This window comes from Micromonospora sp. NPDC007271 (assembly GCF_040634005.1).
GTDB lineage: Bacteria > Actinomycetota > Actinomycetes > Mycobacteriales > Micromonosporaceae > Micromonospora.
The window spans coordinates 36,076-56,580 of sequence record NZ_JBEYER010000050.1 but is presented as its reverse complement, the minus strand read 5'-3'; the positions used below and the strand labels follow the sequence as shown (position 1 = coordinate 56,580).

The following is a 20,505-nucleotide window of genomic DNA, read 5'->3' as shown; positions in this document are numbered from 1 at the left end:
GCACAGATGCTGGAGACGCTGTCGGAGGACTTCGTCCGCACCGCCCGGGCGAAGGTGATGATTCGCTCGCTGGCGCTCACTCATTCCGCCACCTCGCTCCGCTCGGCGTCGCCATGAGGCTCACCAGCGCTGTGCTCGCTCATGCCGCCACCTCGTTCAACGCGTCCCCGGCAAGGCTACGGAGCCGGGCCAGGGCCCGGGACTGGGCCATCCGCACGGCGGCCGGGGACATCCCGACGATCGCCCCCACCTCTTCGGCCGACAGGCCCACCGCGACCCGCAGCAGGACGATCTCCCGCTGCACGTCGGGCAGCCGGTTCAGCAACGCCGACAGCCGGCGCGCGAGGTCGGTCGCGACCGCTTGCGCCTCCGGCCCGGGGGCCCCGTCGGGCTCCTCCAGCGGGGTGTCGGTCGGGGTGACGGCGGAATCCCGGATGGCGGCGCGTTGGGCGTCGGCCACCTTGTGCGCGGCGATGCCGTACACGAACGCGGCGAACGGGACTCCCTGGTCCTGGTACCGCGGCAGGGCCCGCAGGACGGCCAGGCACACCTCCTGGGCGACGTCGTCGGCCGTGGTGTACGCCCCGCCGACCCGGCCGAGCCGCCCGCGGCAGTAGCGGACCAGGCCCGGGCGTACGTCGGTGAGCAGCTCCGCCATCGCGGCCCGGTCACCGCGGGCGGCCCGACGGACCAGCTCTGGACTGACTGCTCGAATCATGGGGTTGTGAGGCACCTTCGTTACCGACGAGTTAACGGCACGGTACTGAAGGCGGCCGGTTTCCGCACCTCCCATCGTAGGTAGGGAGTGACGCCGGACGAAGCCGAAATGTTTCTGTTGCGACCCGGGCCCGCCTCGCGATGTCTCTGTCAGGACAGGTGACGGGAGGGGTCGATGGGCGTCGAGGTGGCCGTGCGGGGACTGACGAAGTCCTTCGGTGGCCAGCCTGTCTGGTCGGACGTCACCCTGACCCTGCCGGCGGGCGAGATATCCGTCCTGCTGGGACCGTCCGGCACGGGCAAGTCGGTGTTCCTCAAGACCCTGGTCGGCCTGCTGCGGCCGGATCGGGGCGACATCTGGATCGAGGGGCGGAACCTGCCCCGGCTGTCGGAACGGGCGCTGTACGAGGTGCGCAAGCTGTTCGGCGTGCTGTTCCAGGACGGCGCCCTGTTCGGCTCGATGAACATCTACGACAACGTGGCGTTCCCGCTGCGCGAGCACACCCGCAAGACCGAGTCGCAGATCCGTGCCGTGGTCAACGAGAAGCTGGAGATGGTGGGGCTGGTCGGCGCGGAGAAGAAGCTGCCCGGCGAGATCTCCGGCGGCATGCGCAAGCGGGCCGGCCTGGCCCGGGCGCTGGTGCTCGACCCGCAGATCATCCTCTTCGACGAGCCGGACTCCGGGCTGGACCCGGTCCGCACCGCCTACCTCAACCAGCTCATCATCGACCTCAACCAGCGGACCGAGGCGACGTTCCTGATCGTCACCCACGACATCAACACCGCGCGGACGGTGCCGGACAACATCGGTCTGATCTACCACGGCCACCTGGCCATGTTCGGCCCCCGGGAGATGCTGCTGTCCAGCACCGAGCCGGTGGTCCGGCAGTTCCTCAACGCCCAGCGGATCGGCCCGATCGGCATGGCCGAGGAGAAGGACGCCGAGGAACTGGAGGCCGAGGCGCAGGCCGGGGTGGAACTGCCACCGCTGCCGCCCATTCCGCTGCAACTGCCCCCGTCCGACGGAATGCCCCGGCGGGCCGAGCGGCCACCTGGACAGTGGTGCCGCGAGCACGGTGTCACCCCACCCCCCGGATCCTTCGACGGTCGCTGGGCCGAGGCGAGACCTACCATCGACCTGGGGCTGGATCTCGCCACCGGCGACCGCCACCGGCGGGAGGTGACCGGATGAGTGCCCCCGTGACCGCCGTACGCGGCACCGGCGAGTTCTTCGCGTTCTGCCTGGACACGCTGCGGGGCCTCGGCCGCCGGCCGGTGCAGGTCCGGGAGTTCGTGCAGCAGGCCTGGTTCATCAGCTCGGTGTCGATCCTGCCCGCCGCGCTGGTGTCGATCCCGTTCGGCGCGGTCATCGCCCTCCAGCTCGGCTCACTGGTCCGCCAGCTCGGCGCGCAGTCGTTCACCGGCGCCGCGTCGGTGCTCGCCGTGGTCCGTGAGGCCGGCCCGATCGTCACCGCGCTGATCATCGCCGGCGCGGGCGGCTCGGCGATCTGCGCCGACCTGGGCGCCCGGAAGATCCGCGAGGAGCTGGACGCCATGCAGGTGCTCGGCATCGACCCGATCCACCGTCTGGTGGTGCCCCGGGTGCTCGCCTCGATGCTGGTCGCCGTCCTGCTCAACGGGCTGGTCAGCGTCGTCGGCGTGACCGGCGGTTACCTGTTCAACGTCGTCCTGCAGGGCGGCACGCCCGGGGCGTACGTGGCCAGCTTCCAGGCCCTTGGGCAACTGCCCGACCTGCTCGTCGGGGAGGTGAAGGCGCTGCTGTTCGGGGCGACCGCCGCGCTGGTCGCCTCGTACAAGGGGATGACCGCCAAGGGGGGCCCGAAGGGCGTCGGCGACGCGGTCAACCAGAGCGTCGTCATCACCTTCATGCTGCTGTTCGCGCTGAACTTCCTGGTCACGGCCGTGTACTTCCAGGTCGTACCGCAGAAGGGAAGCTGACATGGCCCTGTTGCGCCACCTGGACGACCTCGGCGGTCAGCTCGCCTTCCACCTGCGTGCCCTGGCCTGGGCGCCACGCACCCTGCGCCGCTACCGGCGCGAGGTGATCCGGCTGCTGGCCGAGGTGAGCTTCGGCACCGGCGCGCTCGCCGTGTTCGGCGGCACCGTCGGCGTCATCTGCTTCCTCACCTTCTTCACCGGCACGGAGGTGGGGCTCCAGGGCTACCAGGCGCTCGACCAGATCGGCAGCAGCGCCTTCACCGGCTTCGTCTCGGCGTACTTCAACACCCGGGAGATCTCGCCGCTGGTCGCCGCGCTGGCCCTGTCGGCCACCGTCGGTTGCGGGTTCACCGCCCAGCTCGGCGCCATGCGGATCTCCGAGGAGGTCGACGCGCTCGAGGTGATGGGCGTGCCGTCCCTGCCGTTCCTGGTCACCACCCGGATGATCGCCGGCTTCATCGCGGTCGTCCCGCTGTACGTGATCGGCCTGTTGTCCAGCTACCTGGCGACCCGTACCATCGCGGTCGGCTACTTCGGACAGTCCGCCGGCACGTACGACTACTACTTCCACCTGTTCCTGCCGCCCGGGGACGTGCTCTGGTCGTTCGGCAAGGTGCTGGTGTTCAGCGTGATCGTGGTGCTGGTGCACTGCTGGTACGGCTACACCGCCCGCGGCGGGCCGGCCGCCGTCGGCGTCGCCGTCGGGCGGGCCGTGCGGACCGCCATCGTCGCGGTCAACGTCGTCGACTTCTTCCTGTCCCTGGCCATCTGGGGCGCCACCACCACCGTCCGGATCGCGGGGTGACCATGAGACATCGGATCCTCGGCCTCGTCTTCATCGCCGTGCTGACCGCGGCGCTGACCGCCTCCGTGCTGCAGTACCGCAAGGCGTTCACCCCGGTCGACCGGGTCACCCTGCACGCCGACCGCGCCGGCCTGCAACTGTTGGAAGGGGCCGACGTCAAGGTACGCGGCGTGGTGGTCGGCGACGTCCGCTCGGTACGCAGCGCCGGCGGTGGTGCGATCATCGGCCTCGCGCTCGACCCGGCCACCACCGACCGGATCCCCGCCGACGTGACCGCCCGGCTGCTGCCCAAGACCCTCTTCGGCGAGCGGTACGTCGAACTCGTCCCGCCACCGACCAGCACGGCCGGGCCGATCCGCGACGGCGCGGTCATCGACCAGGATCGCAGCCGCACGGCCGTCGAGCTGGAACGCGTCCTCGACCAGGCGCTGCCGCTGCTGCAGTCCATCCGCCCCGACCAGCTCGCCGCCACCCTCGGCGCGATCGCCACCGCCCTGGAGGGACGCGGGGACCAGCTCGGCGCGAACCTGACCCGGCTCGACGCGTACCTGCGGCAGCTCAACCCGGAACTGCCCACCATCGCCGAGGACGTCCGCAAGCTCGCCGTCGTGCTCGACAGCTACGACGCCGCGCTGCCCGACCTGCTGGCGCTGCTGCGTGACGTCACCGTCACCGCCCGCACGGTCAGCGACCAGCGCACCCAGCTCGCCGCGTTCCTCGCCGACACCACCGACACCGCCGACACCGCCCGCGGTTTCCTCGACCGGCACGGCGACCAGCTCATCCGCCTCGGCCAGGTCAGCCGCCCGGTGCTGGAACTGCTCGCCGCCTACGCCCCCGAGTACCCGTGCCTGGTCAACGGGCTGGTCACCCTGCAACCCCGGGTCGAGGAGGTCTTCGCCGGCGGCCGGATGCACATCACCCTGGAGGTCACCCGCGACGGCGGACCGTACGAGAAGGGCCGCGACGAGCCGGCCTACGCCGCCCACGACGGCCCGAACTGCCGGCACCTGTCGGACCCGCCGGTTCCCGCCCCCGAGGTAGCGGTCGCCGACGGCTACGACTACGGCGGTAAACGGACCCGCCCGCTGCTGCCCGTCGGACTGCCCGCCGCACCCGGTGCCGCCGCCCCCGCCGGCTCCCCGACCATGGGCCAGGCCGGCACGGCCGAGGAGCGGGCCCTGGTCAAACCCCTTGTCGGCGGGCTCACCGGCACACCCCCGGCCGAGGTGCCGGACATCGCGGTGCTGCTGTGGGGGCCGCTGCTGCGTGGCGCGGTGGTGAACGCCCGATGACCAGGACGACGCCCGCGCTGATCAAGCTGGTGATCTTCGCCGTGGTGACACTGCTGGCCACCGCGATGCTCGCCCAGACCCTCGGCGCGTTCCCGCCCGACGGGGTCACCTACCGGGCTCGGTTCACCGACGTCACCGGGCTGCTGGCCGGCGACGACGTGCGTATCGCCGGGGTACGGGTCGGCAAGGTCAGCGACATCGCCGTGGTGGACGGCAGCGTCGCCGAGGTCGCCTTCACCGTCGACCGGGACGTGCCGCTGGCCACCAGCGCCCGGGCCGCCATCCGCTACCGCAACCTCGTCGGGCAGCGCTACCTGGCGCTGAGCGAGGGCCCCGGGGACGGCCGGCCGCTGCGGGCCGACGGCCTGATCCCACTCACCCAGACGAAACCGGCGCTGGACCTGACCGTGCTGTTCAACGGCTTCCGGCCGCTGTTCACCGCGCTCAACCCCGACGACGTCAACAAGCTCGCGTACGAGATCATCCAGGTGCTGCAGGGGGAGGGCGGCACCGTGGCCAGCCTGCTGCGCCGCACCGCCTCGCTGACCAACACCCTCGCCGACCGGGACGCCGTGATCGGCCGGGTCGTCAGCAACCTCAACGACGTCCTGTCCACCCTGGCCGCCCACGACCAGCAGCTCGACCAGAGCGTCACCCAGCTCCAGCAGTTCGTCTCCGGCCTGTCCGCCGACCGCGCCGCCATCGGCGAGGCGCTGGTCAACCTGGCCGACCTGACCGACACCACCGCCGGGCTGCTGCGCCAGACCCGGCCGCCGCTCGCCGCCGACGTGCGCGCTCTCGACGACCTGGCCGGCACCCTGGACCGCAACGCGGGCGTCATCGACGCCACCCTGGGCCGGCTGCCGCAGCGCTACGAGTCGCTGACCCGGGTCGCCTCCTACGGCTCCTGGTTCAACTTCTACCTCTGCGACTTCGACGGCCGGCTGGCCGTCGCCGGCCACGCGCCGCTGACCACGCCGGCTGTCAGCGCCACCGCCGCCCGCTGCGCCACCGGAGGAAGCCAGTGAAACCCTTCCGCGAACGCAACCCCGTCGTCGTCGGCACGGTCGGGCTGGCCGTCATCGTCGCCGCCCTGCTCGGCGCCTTCCAGCTCGACCGGCTCGCCGCGCTCACCGGCCGCGCCTACCAGGCGGCGTTCCACGACGCCAGCGGCCTCGCCACCGGCAACGAGGTCCGGGTGGCCGGCGTCCGGGTCGGCGTGGTCACCGCCGTGGAGCTCGCCCACGAGCCCCAGCCGTACGTGCGGGTCCGCTTCCGGGTCGACGACGACGGCGTACGCCTCGGCCGCGACACCGGCGCCACCATCCGGATCAAGACGGTGCTCGGCCAGAAGTACCTCGCCCTGTCCCCGGCCGGACCCGGCCGGCTGCCCGAGCACGCCCAGATCCCGCTCGACCGCACCGCCGCCCCGTTCGACGTCGTGCAGGCCGTCACCGGGCTCGCCGACACCCTCGACAAGGTCGACACCGACCAGCTCGCGCAGGCGTTCACCACCCTGTCGGACACCTTCGCCGACACCCCGGCCAGCGTCGGCACCTCGCTGGCCGGGCTGTCCCGGCTGTCCCGCACCGTCGCCGACCGCGACGCCGAGCTGCGCACCCTGCTGGCCCGCGCCCGGGACGTCACCGGCGTGCTCGCCCAACGCGACGAGGAGTTCCGCAAGCTGGTCACCGACGGGGAGAAGCTGCTCACCGAGGTCAAGCGCCGCCGGGATGCCATCCACCAGCTGCTCGTCGGCACGGACCAGCTCGCCACCCAGCTGTCCGGGCTGGTCGCCGACAACCGCACCCAGCTCGAACCGGCCCTGCGCAAGCTGCGCGACGTGGTCGCCGTCCTGCAACGCAACCGCGACGACCTGGAGCAGACCATCAAACGGATGGGACCGTTCGTCACCGCGTTCGCCAACGTGGTCGGCAACGGCCGCTGGTTCGACTCGTACGTGGACGGTCTGCTCCAGCCGTACCTGCCCACCACGGGAGGACGCTGATGTCCGGTCCGGTCCAGCGCTGGCGGCGCCCGCTCGCCGCGGCCACCGTCCTGCTCACCGCCCTCGCCGTCGGCGCGGTGGTGTGGCGGCACGAGACACCCCAACGGCGGGTCGTCGCCCACTTCACCCGCGCGGTCGGGGTCTATCCCGGCTCGGACGTCCGGGTGCTCGGGGTACGCGTCGGCGAGGTCGAGAAGGTCGTCCCCGAGGGGCGCAGCGTCCGGGTCGAGATGCGCTACGACCCGACGCTGCGGATCCCCGCCGCCGCCCAGGCGCTGATCGTCCCGCCCAGCGTGGTCAGTGACCGCTACGTCCAGCTCACCCCGGCGTTCACCGGTGGACCCGCGCTCGCCGACGGCGCCGACATCCCGGTCGGGCGGACCGCCGCGCCGATGGAGATCGACGACATCTACCAGGCGCTCGACGAGTTCAACCGCGCCCTCGGCCCGCAGGGCGCCAACGCCGACGGTGCCCTGTCCGACCTGGTCGCCACCGGGCGGGCCAATCTGGAGGGCAACGGCCAGAACCTGCACGACGCCCTCGACGGACTGTCCCGCGCGCTGACCACCCTCTCCGACGGGCGCGGCGACCTGTTCACGACGGTGGCCAACCTGCAACGCTTCACCACCACCCTGGCCGAGAGCGACCAGCAGGTCCGCCGCTTCAACCAGCAGCTCGCCGACGTCGCCGAGCAGCTCGCGGGGGAGAAGGAGGAACTCGCCGCCGCCCTGCGCAACCTCGCCGCCGCGCTGGCCGACGTCACCGCCTTCGTCCGGCAGAACCGGGCCGCCCTCACCAGCAACGTCACCGCGCTGGCCGACATCACCCGCGTCCTGGTCCGCCAGCAGCAGGCCGTCATCCAGATCCTGGACGTCGCGCCGCTGGCGCTGAGCAACCTCAACCTCGCCTACAATCCCCGCTCGGGCACTCTCGACACCCGCGACAACCCGCTCGGGCCGTACGACCCGGCCGCCTTCGTCTGCTCGCTGCTGGTGGACCAGCTGCCTCTCGCCGAGGTGCCGGCGAAGTGCACCGCCCTCGCGCAGACCCTGCACGCCCGCGACCTGCCCCTGACCGACCAGCTGCGCAAGCTGCTCAAGCTGCCGCCCGGCGCCCCGGCGACCGGCGGGTCCCCACCGGGCTCCATCAGCTCGCCCGGTGCGCCGATCCCCGCCGAGGCGCCGGGCGGCCTCCTGCCCGCCACGACGAGCGATCCCACGCTCGGCGGCATCCTCCGGGGGCCGGCGTGAGCGAGCGTCAGCGAGCGAATCATCAACGCAGCCCCGTGGTGCCTCAACGCCGGCGCCGAGCGAAGCCAGGTGGCGGCATGACTGCCCGGCTGCGGCTGCTGGCCGGCGCGCTCGCGGTGGCGCTGCTGCCCGCCGGCTGCGGCCTGCCCGAGGTCGCCGACCTGCCGCTGCCCGGCGGGAAACCGGCCGGCGCCGGCTATACCGTCACCGCCGAGTTCGCCGACGTGCTCGACCTGGTGCCGCGCGCCGCTGTCAAGGTCGACGACGTCACCGTCGGCACCGTCGAGAAGATCTCCCTCGCCGGCTGGCACGCCAAGGTCCGGCTGCGCATCGACCGCGCGGTGAAGCTGCCCGCCAACGCCACCGCCGCCGTACGCCAGAGCAGCCTGCTCGGCGAGAAGTACGTCGCGGTGGCCCCGCCGCCCACCGAACCGGCCCGCGGCCGGCTCGCCGACGGCGACCTCATCCCGCTGTCCCGCACCACCCGCGGCGCGGAGGTCGAGGAGGTCCTCGCCGCCCTCGGGCTGCTGCTGAACGGCGGTGGCCTGGCCCAGCTCCGGACCATCAACGTCGAACTCGGCAAGGCCCTCGCCGGCCGCGAACCCGAGCTGCGGGACACCCTGGCCCAGCTCGACACCTTCCTCGCCGGCCTCGACCGGCAGAAGGCCGACATCGTCCGCGCCATCGACGCGCTGGACCGGCTCACCGGCCGCCTCGCCCGGCAACGGCAGGTCGTGGGTGACGCACTCGACTCCCTCGCACCCGGCCTGACCGTCCTGGCCGGGCAACGCGCGCAGCTCACCAAGGCACTCACCGCCCTCGGCCAGCTCGGCACGGTCGGCACCCGGGTGATCGAGCGCAGCCGGGAGGACACCGTGGCCTCCGTACGCGCCCTGCAACCCATTCTCGAACAGCTCGCCCGGGCCGGCGACGACCTGCCGAAGTCCCTGGACTTCATGCTGTCGTACCCGTTCCCGCCCAACGTGACCGGCGCGATCGTCGGCGACTTCGTCAACCTCTCCGTCACCGCCGACCTGGACGCCGCCAGCATCCTGGCCAACCTGCTGTCCGCCGCACCCGCCCCGGCCGGCCCGCGTACCCGGCCGAACACCCCGGCCGCGCCCCGGCCGCCCACCGCCGGCGGTGCCCCGGCCCCGCCCGGCAAGCCCGGCGGCAAGCCCGGCGGCGGCCTCCTCCCCGACCTGCCGCTGACCGGGTGCCTGCCGGACCTCGCGAAGCTCCCTGCCGTGTGGACGCCACCGAAGGAGTGCGGGCTGCCGGAGGGCTGCCAGCTGCTCAAGCCGGGCTCGGCGGTGCCCCTGGGCGGGCTGCTGCTGCCCAAGGGCGTCGTGCCGCCCGGCACCGCGTTCGCCGCCGGCACCGAACTGCCGGCCGGCACCGTGCTCACCGCCGACTGCGTGCTGCCGCTGACCGGCGCCGTCACCGGTCAGCTCGGCAGCCTGACCGACATCCTGGGCGGAGGGCTGATCCAGTGATCGGACGTACCACGAAACTGCAGGTCATCGCCTTCGTGCTGGTGAGCGTCCTCGGCATCGGCTACGTCGGGATCCGCTACGTCGGCCTCGGTGACCGGCTCCTCGGCGCGGGCTATCTGGTCCACGTCGACCTCGCCCGCGCCGGTGGCCTGTTCGCCAACGCTCCGGTCACCTACCGTGGGGTGCCCGTCGGCCGGGTCACCGCCGTCGAGTTGCGCCGCGACGGGGTCCGCGCCGACCTGCGCATCGACCGGGGCGTGCGGGTGCCCGACGACCTGCGGGCGGTGGTCACCCAACGTTCCGCCGTCGGCGAGCAGTACCTCGACCTGCGGCCCGACCGCGACGGTGGGCCGTACCTCGCCGACGGCGCGGTCATCCCGGCCGACCGGACCGGGCTTCCGCTCGCCCCGGAGACCCTGCTGGCCAACCTGGACGCCCTGGTCCGCTCGGTCGGCCCGGACGACCTGACCGTGCTGATCACCGAGCTGGGCACCGCGTTCGAGGGCAACGAGCAGGCCCTCGCCCGGATCCTCGACGCCGGCGACGCCCTGCTCGCCGACGCGGACACCCACCTGCCCGAGACGCTGGCGCTGATCCGCGACGGGCGGACCGTGCTGACCACCCAGGCGGAGTCCGCCGAGGCGCTGCGCCGCTGGTCGGCCGGCCTGGCCCAGCTCGCCGCCACGGTCCGCGCCGCCGATCCGGACCTGCGACGGCTGCTGGCCGCCGGGCCCCCGGCCGGCGCCGAGCTGCGGGCGCTGCTGCGCGGCCTGGACCCGGACATCGGGGCCCTGATCGGCAACCTGGTGACCGTCAACGGCATCGCCGCCCGGCGACTGCCCGGCATCGAGCAGTTGCTGGTGACGTATCCGGTCGTGGTGGCCGGCGGGTTCACCGTCACCCCGGGCGACGGCACCGCGCATCTCGGCCTGGTGGTGAACGCGAACGACCCGCAGTCCTGCGTCTACCGGGGTGGCACCACCCGGTGCGGCGCCACCGAGCGTGCGGCGGGCGCCAGCGTACGCGGGGCGCAGAACGCGCCCCGGCCGTCCGGCCGGGACCCGGCCCCGCCCCCGTCCGACGCGGGCGCCACCGCCGGCTTCGACCCGGCGACCGGCCTGGTGCTGGGCTCCGACGGCCGGCCGTTGCAGTTCGGCGGGACCGGCGGACAGTACCGGACGGCCGGTGACCAGTCCTGGAAACAGCTGCTGCTCGCCGGGGTGACCCCGTGACCGGCGTACCGGAGGAGGTGGCGGTGCCCAGCCGCAGGAACCCCACACTGAAAGTCATCAAGGGCGCCAAGGCCGGTGTCCCGAGCGCGGCGCGACGCCGCCTGGTCAACCGGCCGGTGTCCCGAGCGGCCGAGCCGATCGAGCAGGTGCTGGAACGCCTCGACCAGGAGCCCGTGGAGGATCCCACGGAGACCGGTGACCAGACCGTGGTCGGTGACCCGGCCGAGGTCGAGGATCTGCCCGAGCCGAAGCCGGCCGGCGCGAAGGGCTCGACCGGGGCGGGTGGGAAGGACGGCCGGCCCACGGCGGCCGGGCCCGGCCCGGCCGGCCGCGGCCGCGCGCTGGCCGCCCTGCTCGTCGTGCTGCTCGCCGCCGCGCTGGCCGGTGCCGGCGTCTACGGCCACCGCTGGTACGTCGACCGGGCCACCGAGCAGGCCCGGCGGGAGGCCGTCGCCGCCGCCCGGCAGGCCGCCGTCAACTTCGTGTCGGTCAGCGCCGCCAGCGTCGACCGGGACCTGCAGCGGATCACGGCCGGCGCGACCGGCGACTTCAAGGACGAGTTCACCCGCGGCCAGGGGCAGGTACGCGCGCTCGTGGTGGAGAACAAGGTCCAGTCGCAGGGCACCGTGCTGCGCGCCGGGCTGGTCTCCGGGGACCGCCGGCACGCGGTCGTGCTGGTGGCGGTCGACGCCACGGTGAAGAACGTGAAGGCACCCGACGGGCGCCCGTCGCACTACCGGATCCAGCTCGACCTGGTTCGCGACAAGGACTCGGGCGACTGGCTGGTGTCCAAGCTCCAGTTCGTCGGCTGACCTGAAAGGAGGAGACCTCGATGCGTGTCCCGACCGTCCTGCGCCGCCCGCCGCGGCTGCGCCCGGTGCCCGCCCTGGTCGTCGCGATCGTCCTGGCCGCGGCCGTGGCCCTCGCCGGCTGGTACGCCGACCGCCGCGCCGGCCAGCGCGAGCAGGCCGTACGCCAGGCGCTGGCCACGGCGCCCGCCGCCGCCAAGGCCCTCTTCTCGTACGACTACCGCACCTTCGACGACAGCGTCGCCAACGGCCGCACCTTCGCCACCGGGGGGTTCGCCGACGAGTACGCGCAGACCACCACCGCGCTCAGGCAGACCGCCACGAAGCAGCAGGCGGTGGTGCTCGCCGAGGTCTCCGCCACCGGCGTGATCAGCGCCGACACCGACCGGGTCGAACTGCTGCTCTACCTCAACCAGTACCGGCGCAACGTGACCACGGCGGGGGAGAAGGTCGACCAGAACCGGGTCGTGCTCACCATGGTCCCCGTCGACGGGGAATGGAAGGTCGTGAAGGCCACCGCGATCTGACCGGCGGCGGGACGAGCGCGAGGCGGTGGGGCGGATCCGAGCCGGTGGTTGACGGCCGTCGGACCCGACACTAGCGTCGGGCGACCAAAGGAAAGCCCTTTTCCTCCAGCGAAGGTGGCCGATGATCGGACCCGGACTCAGGGCTGGTTCCAGCCAGCATCAGCCCGACGGAAGCCAGCCCGCCCGTCCGGTCCTCGACGACGGCGCGTCGATGACTGCGTCGGGCGATCGAGCGGAGTCCGTCGGACCGCTCCCTGGTGGGGTCGGCGTCTCCCGGCTCTGCGTTTACGACACCGTCGCCCCCGACGGCGAGGTCGGCGGCACGCCGCACCTGCACCTGTGTTGCGCAGAGGCGTATGTGGTGACGGCCGGATCGGGACGCGTGCAGACCCTGACACTCTCCGGGTATCGGGAGACCCCGCTGCGCCCCGGTGCCCTCGTCTGGTTTGCTCCCGGCACGATCCATCGGCTGGTCAACGACGGCGGGCTGGAGATCATCGTTCTCATGCAGAACAGTGGTCTGCCGGAGGCGGGCGACGCGGTGTTGACACTGCCGCCGGACCTGCTGACCGACCCGGCGACGTACGCGGCCGCCGTGGCACTGCCTGGCGGGGGCGCGCCCGGTACCGACCTGGCCGCCGCGTACGGCCGGCGTGACCTCGCCGTACGCGGCTTCGAGCTGCTACGGGCCGCAGCAGTGGCTGGCGATCTCACCCCGCTGCGCCAGTTCCACGCCGCAGCGATCGGCCTCGTTCAGCCACATCTGGAAAGCTGGCGGCAGCGATGGCGCGATGGCGCCCTACGGGCAGCCGATGAGACCCGACAGCAGCTTGACGCGCTCGCCCGCGGCGAGGCGCCGCACTTCGTCGAGGCGGAGGTCTACCAGATCGCCGAGCCGCGCGATCGTGGCCGGCGAGGCATGTGCGGTCAGCTTGACACCTATCCGGTCAGCTGACGTGGGGGCCGACCGTTACTCGTCGTGACATGCCTGCACCCGGCCACGGTGGGGCGTAGGTAGATACTCATCGTGCCCCTTGACTGTGAGGTGGACGCCTCCTAGCATCCCATCAACGTTCTTAGAAAGCGCTTTCAATCGATGTTTTTGGAAAGCGCTTTCACGAGATTTCCCAGGTGAAAGAGCCGACGACCTCAACAGGGAGGGGATCCGCATGACGTGGCGATCCCGCCACACGTTCCTGTCCACCATGCTCGCAGCCGTCTTGGCGGTGACCGCGCTGGCTGCGCCGTCGGGTGCGGCTGCGAGCCTGGACGATCGGCGACCCGAACAGGGGCGGTACTACACCGGTGACTTCAAGATCAGCCTCAATCTCTACAGCTTCAACGTCAACATGCAGGCGTGGCTGAAGAATCGGAAGACAGCCCCACCGATCGACACCCTGCAGGCGATCAGGTTCGCGAAGGAGGCCGGCTTCGACGCGGTCGACGTCACCTCCTACTACATCCCGGGCTTCGACTTCTACGAGATGCCCACCAAGCCGCGCGACGAAATCATGGACTACGCCCGGCAGATCAGGTCGCTGTGCGAGGAACTGGACATCGAGATCAGCGGCACCGGCGCGTCGAACGACTTCGCCAGCGCCGACCCGGCCAGGCGAGCCCTCGACCTTGAGCGGGTGAAGTTCTGGATCGACGTCGCCGCCGAGATGGGCGCACCTGTCATGCGCGTGTTCTCCGGCGTCGTTCCTGACGACATCGACCAGTTGGGTTGGACCGGCGTCGCACAGCAGCGCGTCGTGCCCGCGCTGCAGGAACTGGCCGACTACGGCGCCGCGCGGGGCGTCGACCTCGGCCTGCAGAACCACGGTGACATGACCGCGACCGCCGAACAGACCATCCAGATCCTGCAATGGGTGAACCGGCCGAACATCGGAATCATCGACGACACCGGCTACTTCCGTCCGTTCGGCAGCACAACGGGGCTGGGCTACAACTGGTACGGCGACATAGCCAAGGTGCTGCCGTACACCAACAACTTCCAGCTGAAGAAGAAGCCGGCCGGGGCGGAGACCGACGGGCTCATGGACCTGGAGCGGGTCTTCACCGACCTCCGGCTGAGCAGCTACCGCGGTTACATTCCGCTGGAGTTGCTGTGGGTCAGGGGCGAACCAGGCTATCCACGAGACCTCGATGAGCCGCCGTTCGCGCAGATCGAGGAGTTCCTCACCCAGGTCAAGACAGCGATGCACGCCACACAGACCCAACCGTTCGACGCTGTCCACACCGCGCTCGACGCGCTCCGGCAATCCGGAGACCTGCAGGAGCCGGCGTACGCCATGCTGACGAACACGACTCGACAGGCGGAGCATCAGTTCGGGTCGGGGCACGCCAGGCAGTCCATCAAGTCGCTGGAGGACTTCCTCCGGCGTCTCGACTCGGCAGCCTCGCTCGGTCAGGCCTCCCCGAACGCCCAGCAGGAGCTGACTCGCCGCGTGACCGCCCTGCACGATTCGTTCGTCGACGTGTTCGCCTGATCCTGCCAGCAAGGAAGACCCGCCTGACCGCGCGGCGGGTCTTCCCGCTGGTCACCGTGGCGGTGCTCGCCGTGGCTGTCGAGGGTTTCCCCGGCGCGTGCCCAGGGTAGGTCCTCACGGGACCGACCTGAACACATCCGTGGAGGCCCTTCGATGAGAGACAACTTCGGCAACGCGGTGGGCGACGCGTTCCGCTCGGTGATGCTGTTCCTGCCCAAGGCGGTCGCCTTCGTCGCGATCCTGGTGGTCGGCTGGCTGGTCGCCAAGGCCGTGCTGAGGATCGTGGACAGGGTCCTGGAGCGGGTGCACTTCGACCGGGCCGTCGAGCGCGGGGGCATCAAGACCGCCCTGGCCCGTTCGAAGTACGACGCCAGCGACCTCGTCGCCAAGCTGGCCTACTACGGCGTGCTGCTGGTGACCCTCCAGCTGGCGTTCGGCATCTGGGGCCCGAACCCGATCTCGGACCTGATCCACGGCGTGGTGGCCTGGCTGCCCCGGGCGTTCGTCGCCATCGTGATCGTGGTGGTGGCCGCGGCCATCGCCAAGGCCGTCAGGGACATCATCGCCGGCGCGCTCGGCGGCCTCTCCTACGGCCGGGTGCTGGCGAACATCGCCTCGGTGTTCATCCTGGGCCTGGGCGTCATCGCCGCGCTCAACCAGATCGGCGTGGCCACCACGGTGACCACCCCGGTGCTGATCGCCGTCCTCGCCACGATCGGCGGCATCCTGGTCGTCGGGGTCGGTGGCGGTCTGGTCCGTCCGATGCAGAGCCGCTGGGAGAACTGGCTCGCCCGCGCCGAGGAGGAGCGCCGGACCATCGCCGAGCACGCCCGCGCGTACCAGGCCGGGCGGCGGGACGCCGAGGCCCGGCTGGGCCAGCCGGTCGACCCGTACGGTGCGGCGGAGCACACTCAGCCGGTGCCGCCGTACGCCGACCCGGAGCGCACCCAGCCGACCACGCCCCGGCAGCCGACCGCCCAGCCGGCGGCGGACAACGAGGCCACGATGGTCATCCCGCAGGCGGACGTGGAGAAGTTCCGCCGCTGAGCGCCGGCGTCGCGGCCGGGGGTGGGACCCGATCGGGTCCCACCCCCGGTTCGCGTCCAGGGAACCAAGGGCATTGACTGATCCCTATATGTGGGTGCGATCATCTGGCGTAGCGGGCGGCGTCCGTCACGAGCCGCCGCCGCGACCGCAGAGGAGCCCGAATGCGTCCACGTTCCCTCCGGCTTGCCGTGCTGTCCCTGGGCCTGGCGGCAACCACCCTCATCGCCTCGACGGCGACACCCGCCCAGGCCAGCCCGGACGACGCACGGCCGGCCGCCCCGTCCGGCGTCGGTCCCGTCTTCTCGGCCACCGACCGGGTGGCCCGCGAGGTGGCCGGTGCGCTCGCCGATCCCGCCACCCGTGACCGGGTCGTCTCGGCCGTCACCGCCGGGCGGGTGGACCTGCTCGCGGCCGGACTCGACGCGCGGACCGAGCGCACCGCCCGGTCGGTCAACCGGACGGTGCTGGCGGCGAAGGGGCTGCCGGAGGCCACCGGCTCGGTGCTGCGACTCCGGCTCGGGCACGACGGCATGCTGGCCGCGTTGAACCGGGACGAGATCCCGCTCGTGGCGGCGGCGCCGACCGACGACGTGTTGACCGGCGTGGTCGCCTACGGCCCCGCCGGAGGGCGCGTTCTGCTCGATCCCGTCCGGCTGCCCACCCGTCCCGTGCTGGTGGTCGAGGTCGACGTGCGCACGGCGATGGAGTGGGGCCTGGCGCAGGTCCGGCAGGAGCTGAGCGCCCGGGGCCTGGCGCCCGCCCGGAACACCGTGACGGCACAGGCCGGCTACTGGGCCACCAAGGTCAACGCCATCCGGCTGAACGACGACAAGGAGCCGTGGGCCAAGGGCGCCGCCGAGATCTTCAACGTCGTCGGCGGCTTCGGACTCGACGGCAAGCCCACGGTCAACATCGTGGAGATGCCGTACCTCGACAACGACGGCACGGTCTACTACCCCAACCAACTGCTGGTCCACTACAACAACTACAAGTACAACCTGGCCGACGTGGTGATGTGGGAGGACGACGGCGACACCAACTACCGGGACCTGGCCAAGGCGCTGATCACCGCCCTGCTGACCGTCGTGGACCACGGCACGTACACCCCGCTGGTCAACGCGATCATCGATGCCATGCCGGCCAGTTGGTGGACCGACGACCCGGACTACGTCGACTCCTGGTACACCCTCAGCACCGGCAGCTCCGGCCGACTCAACGGTGCGGCTGCCAACGGCTGGATGGACGTGGTCCCGTACTGGGTCCAGGAGTTGTGAGCAGGGCGGCCTCCCCCGTGCACGGTCACGGGGGAGGCGACACCCCCTCGCCCCGGACGGCGGGGGCGACGCGAACGGCCGATGCCGGATAGCATCGGCGCATGACCTGGCGATGTTGATCCCGCCCTAGAGGCCGCAGCCGCGGGCCGCCGCGGACGCCGTACCTCCGGTGTCCGTTCCGTCCCCGTGGGAAGGCCTCATGATCGCCACTTCCGTCCGCGTGCCCACGACCCGCCGGCTGGCGGCCACGCTCTACGGCTACGCGTTCCTCACCGACTTCATCCTGCTCTACCCGCTGTACGTGCTGCTCTTCGCCGACACCGGGCTGTCGGTCGGGCAGATCTCCTCGCTCTTCGTGATCTGGTCGGCCACCGGCGTCGTGCTGGAGGTGCCCTCGGGAGCCTGGGCCGACGCGGTGTCCCGGCGGCTGCTGCTCACCCTGGCGCCGCTGCTGCCCGCCGCCGCCTTCGCCCTCTGGGTGCTCGTCCCGTCCTACCCGGCGTTCGCCGTCGGGTTCGTCCTCTGGGGAGCGGGCGGAACCCTGCGCTCCGGGGCGCTGGAGGCGCTGGTCTTCACCGAGCTCGAACGAGTCGGCGCCGCCGACCGGTATGCCCGACTCATGGGCCGGGCGCGCACCGCGGAGGTGTTCGCCGCGGCGACCTCCGGTGCGCTGGCCGGGCCGGTCCTCGCCGCCGGCGGATTTCCGGCGGTCGGCGCGGCCAGCGTCGCCGGGGGTCTGCTCGCCGCCGTGGTCGCGACCCGGTTCCCCGAACACCGGCCCGCGGCGGCCGCCGGACCGGGGGCGGGCGAGCAGACCCCCGGCGTGGCCGGCAGCGCCGTACCGCCGACCGTCGCGGACGGGAGCGACGAGCCCGGCTGGCTGGACAGCCTGCGCGCCGGTCTGGCCGAGGCCCGCGCCGACCGGACGGTACGCGCGGCTCTGCTGCTCGTTCCGGCGGTGGCCGCGATCTGGGGCGGCCTCGACGAGTACACCGGCCTGCTGGCCCGGGACACCGGCGCCGCCGCGGCGACCGTGCCGCTGCTGCTGTTGCTCCTGTGGGCCGGGATGACGGTGGGCGGGCTGCTCGCCCCGGCGGGGGAGCGGCTGACCACCGGCGGCTACGCCGCCCTGTTGGTGCTCGCCGCGTCGGCGCTGGCGGCGGGCGCTCTGGTCGGCCGCCCGGCGGGTTTCGTGCTGCTCGCGGTGGCGTTCGCCGCGTTCCAGCTCGCCACCGTGCTCGCCGACGTGCGGCTGCAGGCCCGGATCACCGGGCCGGCCCGGGCCACGGTGACCTCGGTGGCGGGAATGGCCACCGACCTCACCATCATCGTGTTCTACGCCGGCTACGGCGTCCTCGCCGGCGTGACCGGCAATCGGGTCGCCTTCGCGCTGGCCGCGCTGCCGTACCTGGCGCTGGCGGCCTGGTTGGCCGACGGCCGTGGGGCGGCCTGCCGCCGCCGGCCCGCGCGCAAATCGGTGGTTGCCGGAAAGTGAACGGCTTTCCTGGCTACCGTGTGTGCGGAGGCGGTCGGCGGAAGCGGCCCGGCGGGCGGCCGGAGGGGCCGGGGCGGGGTGGCGGGGCCGAGGAGGGCCGATCTCGGGAGGCGATTCCGGTGACGATGGAAGCAGAGCGCGTTCTGCGCGACGAGGAGATCACCCGGCTGGGCGAAGTCGCCGCCCAACTGCGGGTGGACGCGATCCGCTGCAGCACCAGGGCCGGCTCCGGCCACCCGACCTCGAGTCTCTCCGCCGCCGACCTGATGGCGGTGCTGATCTCCCGGCACCTGCGCTACGACTGGGTGAACCCGCCCAACCGCGCCAACGACCATCTGATCTTCTCCAAGGGTCACGCCTCCCCGCTGTTGTACGCGGTCCTCAAAGCGGTCGGCGTGGTCAGCGAACAGGAGCTGATGGAGACCTACCGCCAGCTCGGGTCGCGCCTGCAGGGGCACCCCACACCGGCGCTGCCCTGGGTCGACGTCGCCACCGGCTCGCTCGGCCAGGGACTGCCGGTCGGGGTCGGGATCGCGCTCGCCGGGCAGTATCTCGATCACCTGCCGTTCCACGTCTGGGTGCTGTGCGGCGACAGCGAGATGGCCGAGGGCTCCATCTGGGAGGCCCTGGACAAGGCCGGCCACTACGGGCTGCGGAACCTCACCGCGATCGTCGACGTGAACCGGTTGGGGCAGCGCGGGCCGACCGAGCTGGAGTGGGACCTGGACACCTACCGGCGGCGGGTCGAGGCGTTCGGCTGCCACCCGATCGTGGTGGACGGGCACGACCTGGCGGCGATCGACGACGCCTTCGGCCGGGCCCGGCAGGCGACAGGCCCGACCGTGGTGCTCGCCCGCACGATCAAGGGCAAGGGGGTGCCCGACGTCGAGAACCAGCCGGGGTGGCACGGCAAGCCGCTGAAGCACGACATGGCCGAGCGGGCCGTCCAGGCGCTCGGCGGCGTCCGGCAGATCCGCGTCGCCGGGCCGCGGCCCGAGCCGGCCCCACCCGCCGAGGCCCCCGCCGCGCAGCCGCCCGAGCTGCCCCGGTACGAGAAGGGGGCGACGGTCGCCACCCGGAACGCGTACGGTGACGCGCTGCGCGCCCTCGGCTCGCGGCCGGACGTGATCGCGCTGGACGGCGAGGTCAGCGACTCCACGCGCGCCGACAAGTTCGGCGAGGCGTACCCCGACCGGTTCTTCGAGATGTTCATCTCGGAACAGCAGTTGGTCGCCGCCGCGGTCGGGTTGCAGGTGCGTGGGTACCGGCCGTTCGCCGCGACCTTCGCGGCGTTCCTCTCCCGCGCCTACGACTTCATCCGCATGGCCGCCATCTCCCGGGCCGACATCGCCCTGTCCGGCTCGCACGCCGGGGTGGAGATCGGGGCGGACGGGCCCTCGCAGATGGGATTGGAGGACCTGGCCGCGCTGCGGGCCGTGCAGGGGTCGACGGTCCTCTATCCGAGCGATGCCGTGTCCTGCGCCGCCCTGGTCGCCGAGATGGCCGACCGAAAGGGCATCGTCTACCTGCGCACCACGCGGGGCAAGTACCCGGTGCTCTACGACAACGGGGACGACTTCCCGATCGGCGGCAGCAAACTGGTGCGCGGCGGGAAGAACGACGACGTGGCGCTCATCGGCGCCGGGGTGACCGTGCACAACTGCCTCGCCGCCGCCGACGAGCTGGCCCGCGAGGGGATCACCGCCCGGGTCATCGACCTCTACTCGGTCAAGCCGCTGGATCGGCAGCGGCTGCTCGACGCCGTGCGGGACACCGGCGGCCGACTGGTGGTGGTCGAGGACCACTACCCGGAGGGCGGGCTGGGCTCGGCCGTGCTCGAGTCCCTGGCCGACCTGGCCGAGCCCGTGCGGGTCAAGCACCTGGCGGTGCACGGGCTGCCCACCTCCGGCACGTCCGCCCAGCTCATGGACCAGGCCGGGATCGGGGTGCACGCCATCGTCTCGGCGGCACGCACCCTGGCCTGACCATTGCCCGATGCGGGCCTGCCCGGCCGGCCTGGTGATTCCGCGGCTGCCCCGGCCCGGCCGGTGTCCGCCAGCCCCGGCCCGTCGGCCCGTGGCCTGCCGGGCGATCTGCCC

At 72.4% G+C, this 20,505-nt stretch carries 18 protein-coding genes; 17 read left to right on the top strand and 1 reads right to left on the bottom strand.

Annotated elements, in window-relative coordinates; translation table 11 throughout:
• Positions 1-139: 139 nt before the first annotated feature.
• Positions 140-718 (bottom strand): RNA polymerase sigma factor ShbA, encoded by a 579-nt coding sequence (shbA, locus tag ABZ570_RS19215; protein WP_358064965.1) that lies wholly within the window; start codon positions 716-718, stop codon positions 140-142.
• A 174-nt stretch (positions 719-892) separates the two neighbouring features.
• On the opposite strand from shbA, the gene ABZ570_RS19210 reads away from it, so the two are divergent.
• The 17 genes from ABZ570_RS19210 (at position 893) to ABZ570_RS19130 (ending at position 20,391) form a co-directional block, all read left to right on the top strand.
• Positions 893-1,909, top strand: coding sequence for an ABC transporter ATP-binding protein (locus ABZ570_RS19210; protein WP_358064962.1), 1,017 nt, complete (start codon positions 893-895; stop codon positions 1,907-1,909).
• Positions 1,906-2,676 (top strand): ABC transporter permease, encoded by a 771-nt coding sequence (locus tag ABZ570_RS19205; protein WP_358064959.1) that lies wholly within the window; start codon positions 1,906-1,908, stop codon positions 2,674-2,676. Before ABZ570_RS19210 ends, ABZ570_RS19205 begins: the two co-directional genes overlap by 4 nt.
• A 1-nt stretch (position 2,677) precedes the next feature.
• Positions 2,678-3,481 (top strand): ABC transporter permease, encoded by an 804-nt coding sequence (locus ABZ570_RS19200; protein ID WP_358064956.1) that lies wholly within the window; start codon positions 2,678-2,680, stop codon positions 3,479-3,481.
• A 2-nt stretch (positions 3,482-3,483) separates the two neighbouring features.
• Positions 3,484-4,776: an MCE family protein gene (locus tag ABZ570_RS19195; RefSeq protein ID WP_358064953.1), complete on the top strand. Its 1,293-nt coding sequence runs from the start codon at positions 3,484-3,486 to the stop codon at positions 4,774-4,776.
• Positions 4,773-5,804, top strand: a complete 1,032-nt coding sequence (locus tag ABZ570_RS19190) for an MCE family protein (protein ID WP_358064950.1) — start codon at positions 4,773-4,775, stop codon at positions 5,802-5,804. The genes ABZ570_RS19195 and ABZ570_RS19190 overlap by 4 nt, the downstream gene beginning before the upstream one ends.
• Positions 5,801-6,784 (top strand): MCE family protein, encoded by a 984-nt coding sequence (locus tag ABZ570_RS19185; protein WP_358064947.1) that lies wholly within the window; start codon positions 5,801-5,803, stop codon positions 6,782-6,784. The genes ABZ570_RS19190 and ABZ570_RS19185 overlap by 4 nt, the downstream gene beginning before the upstream one ends.
• The gene (locus ABZ570_RS19180) at positions 6,784-8,034 is read left to right on the top strand and encodes an MCE family protein (protein WP_358064944.1); all 1,251 of its coding nucleotides are present in this window, start codon (positions 6,784-6,786) and stop codon (positions 8,032-8,034) included. The genes ABZ570_RS19185 and ABZ570_RS19180 overlap by 1 nt, the downstream gene beginning before the upstream one ends.
• A gap of 77 nt (positions 8,035-8,111) precedes the next feature.
• Positions 8,112-9,530, top strand: coding sequence for an MCE family protein (locus ABZ570_RS19175; protein ID WP_358064941.1), 1,419 nt, complete (start codon positions 8,112-8,114; stop codon positions 9,528-9,530).
• On the top strand, positions 9,527-10,762 hold the full coding sequence (locus ABZ570_RS19170; RefSeq protein ID WP_358064938.1) for an MlaD family protein: 1,236 nt from the start codon (positions 9,527-9,529) through the stop codon (positions 10,760-10,762). The genes ABZ570_RS19175 and ABZ570_RS19170 overlap by 4 nt, the downstream gene beginning before the upstream one ends.
• Positions 10,759-11,574 carry a hypothetical protein gene (locus ABZ570_RS19165; RefSeq protein WP_358064935.1) on the top strand — a complete coding sequence of 272 codons (816 nt, stop codon included), beginning with the start codon at positions 10,759-10,761 and terminating at the stop codon, positions 11,572-11,574. Before ABZ570_RS19170 ends, ABZ570_RS19165 begins: the two co-directional genes overlap by 4 nt.
• Positions 11,575-11,594: 20 nt before the next feature.
• The gene (locus ABZ570_RS19160; protein WP_358064932.1) at positions 11,595-12,098 is read left to right on the top strand and encodes a hypothetical protein; all 504 of its coding nucleotides are present in this window, start codon (positions 11,595-11,597) and stop codon (positions 12,096-12,098) included.
• A gap of 382 nt (positions 12,099-12,480) precedes the next feature.
• Complete coding sequence (locus tag ABZ570_RS19155; RefSeq protein ID WP_358064929.1) at positions 12,481-13,053, top strand: cupin domain-containing protein; 573 nt, start codon at positions 12,481-12,483, stop codon at positions 13,051-13,053.
• Positions 13,054-13,267: 214 nt separating this feature from the next.
• Positions 13,268-14,590 (top strand): sugar phosphate isomerase/epimerase family protein, encoded by a 1,323-nt coding sequence (locus ABZ570_RS19150; RefSeq protein ID WP_358064926.1) that lies wholly within the window; start codon positions 13,268-13,270, stop codon positions 14,588-14,590.
• 153 nt (positions 14,591-14,743) lie between these two features.
• On the top strand, positions 14,744-15,637 hold the full coding sequence (locus tag ABZ570_RS19145; RefSeq protein WP_358064923.1) for a hypothetical protein: 894 nt from the start codon (positions 14,744-14,746) through the stop codon (positions 15,635-15,637).
• A 161-nt stretch (positions 15,638-15,798) separates the two neighbouring features.
• Positions 15,799-16,911, top strand: a complete 1,113-nt coding sequence (locus tag ABZ570_RS19140; protein ID WP_358064920.1) for a DUF3103 family protein — start codon at positions 15,799-15,801, stop codon at positions 16,909-16,911.
• Between the two features lie 199 nt (positions 16,912-17,110).
• Positions 17,111-18,406, top strand: a complete 1,296-nt coding sequence (locus ABZ570_RS19135) for an MFS transporter (protein ID WP_358064917.1) — start codon at positions 17,111-17,113, stop codon at positions 18,404-18,406.
• Between the two features lie 125 nt (positions 18,407-18,531).
• Positions 18,532-20,391 carry a transketolase gene (locus ABZ570_RS19130; RefSeq protein WP_358064971.1) on the top strand — a complete coding sequence of 620 codons (1,860 nt, stop codon included), beginning with the start codon at positions 18,532-18,534 and terminating at the stop codon, positions 20,389-20,391.
• Positions 20,392-20,505: the final 114 nt, after the last annotated feature.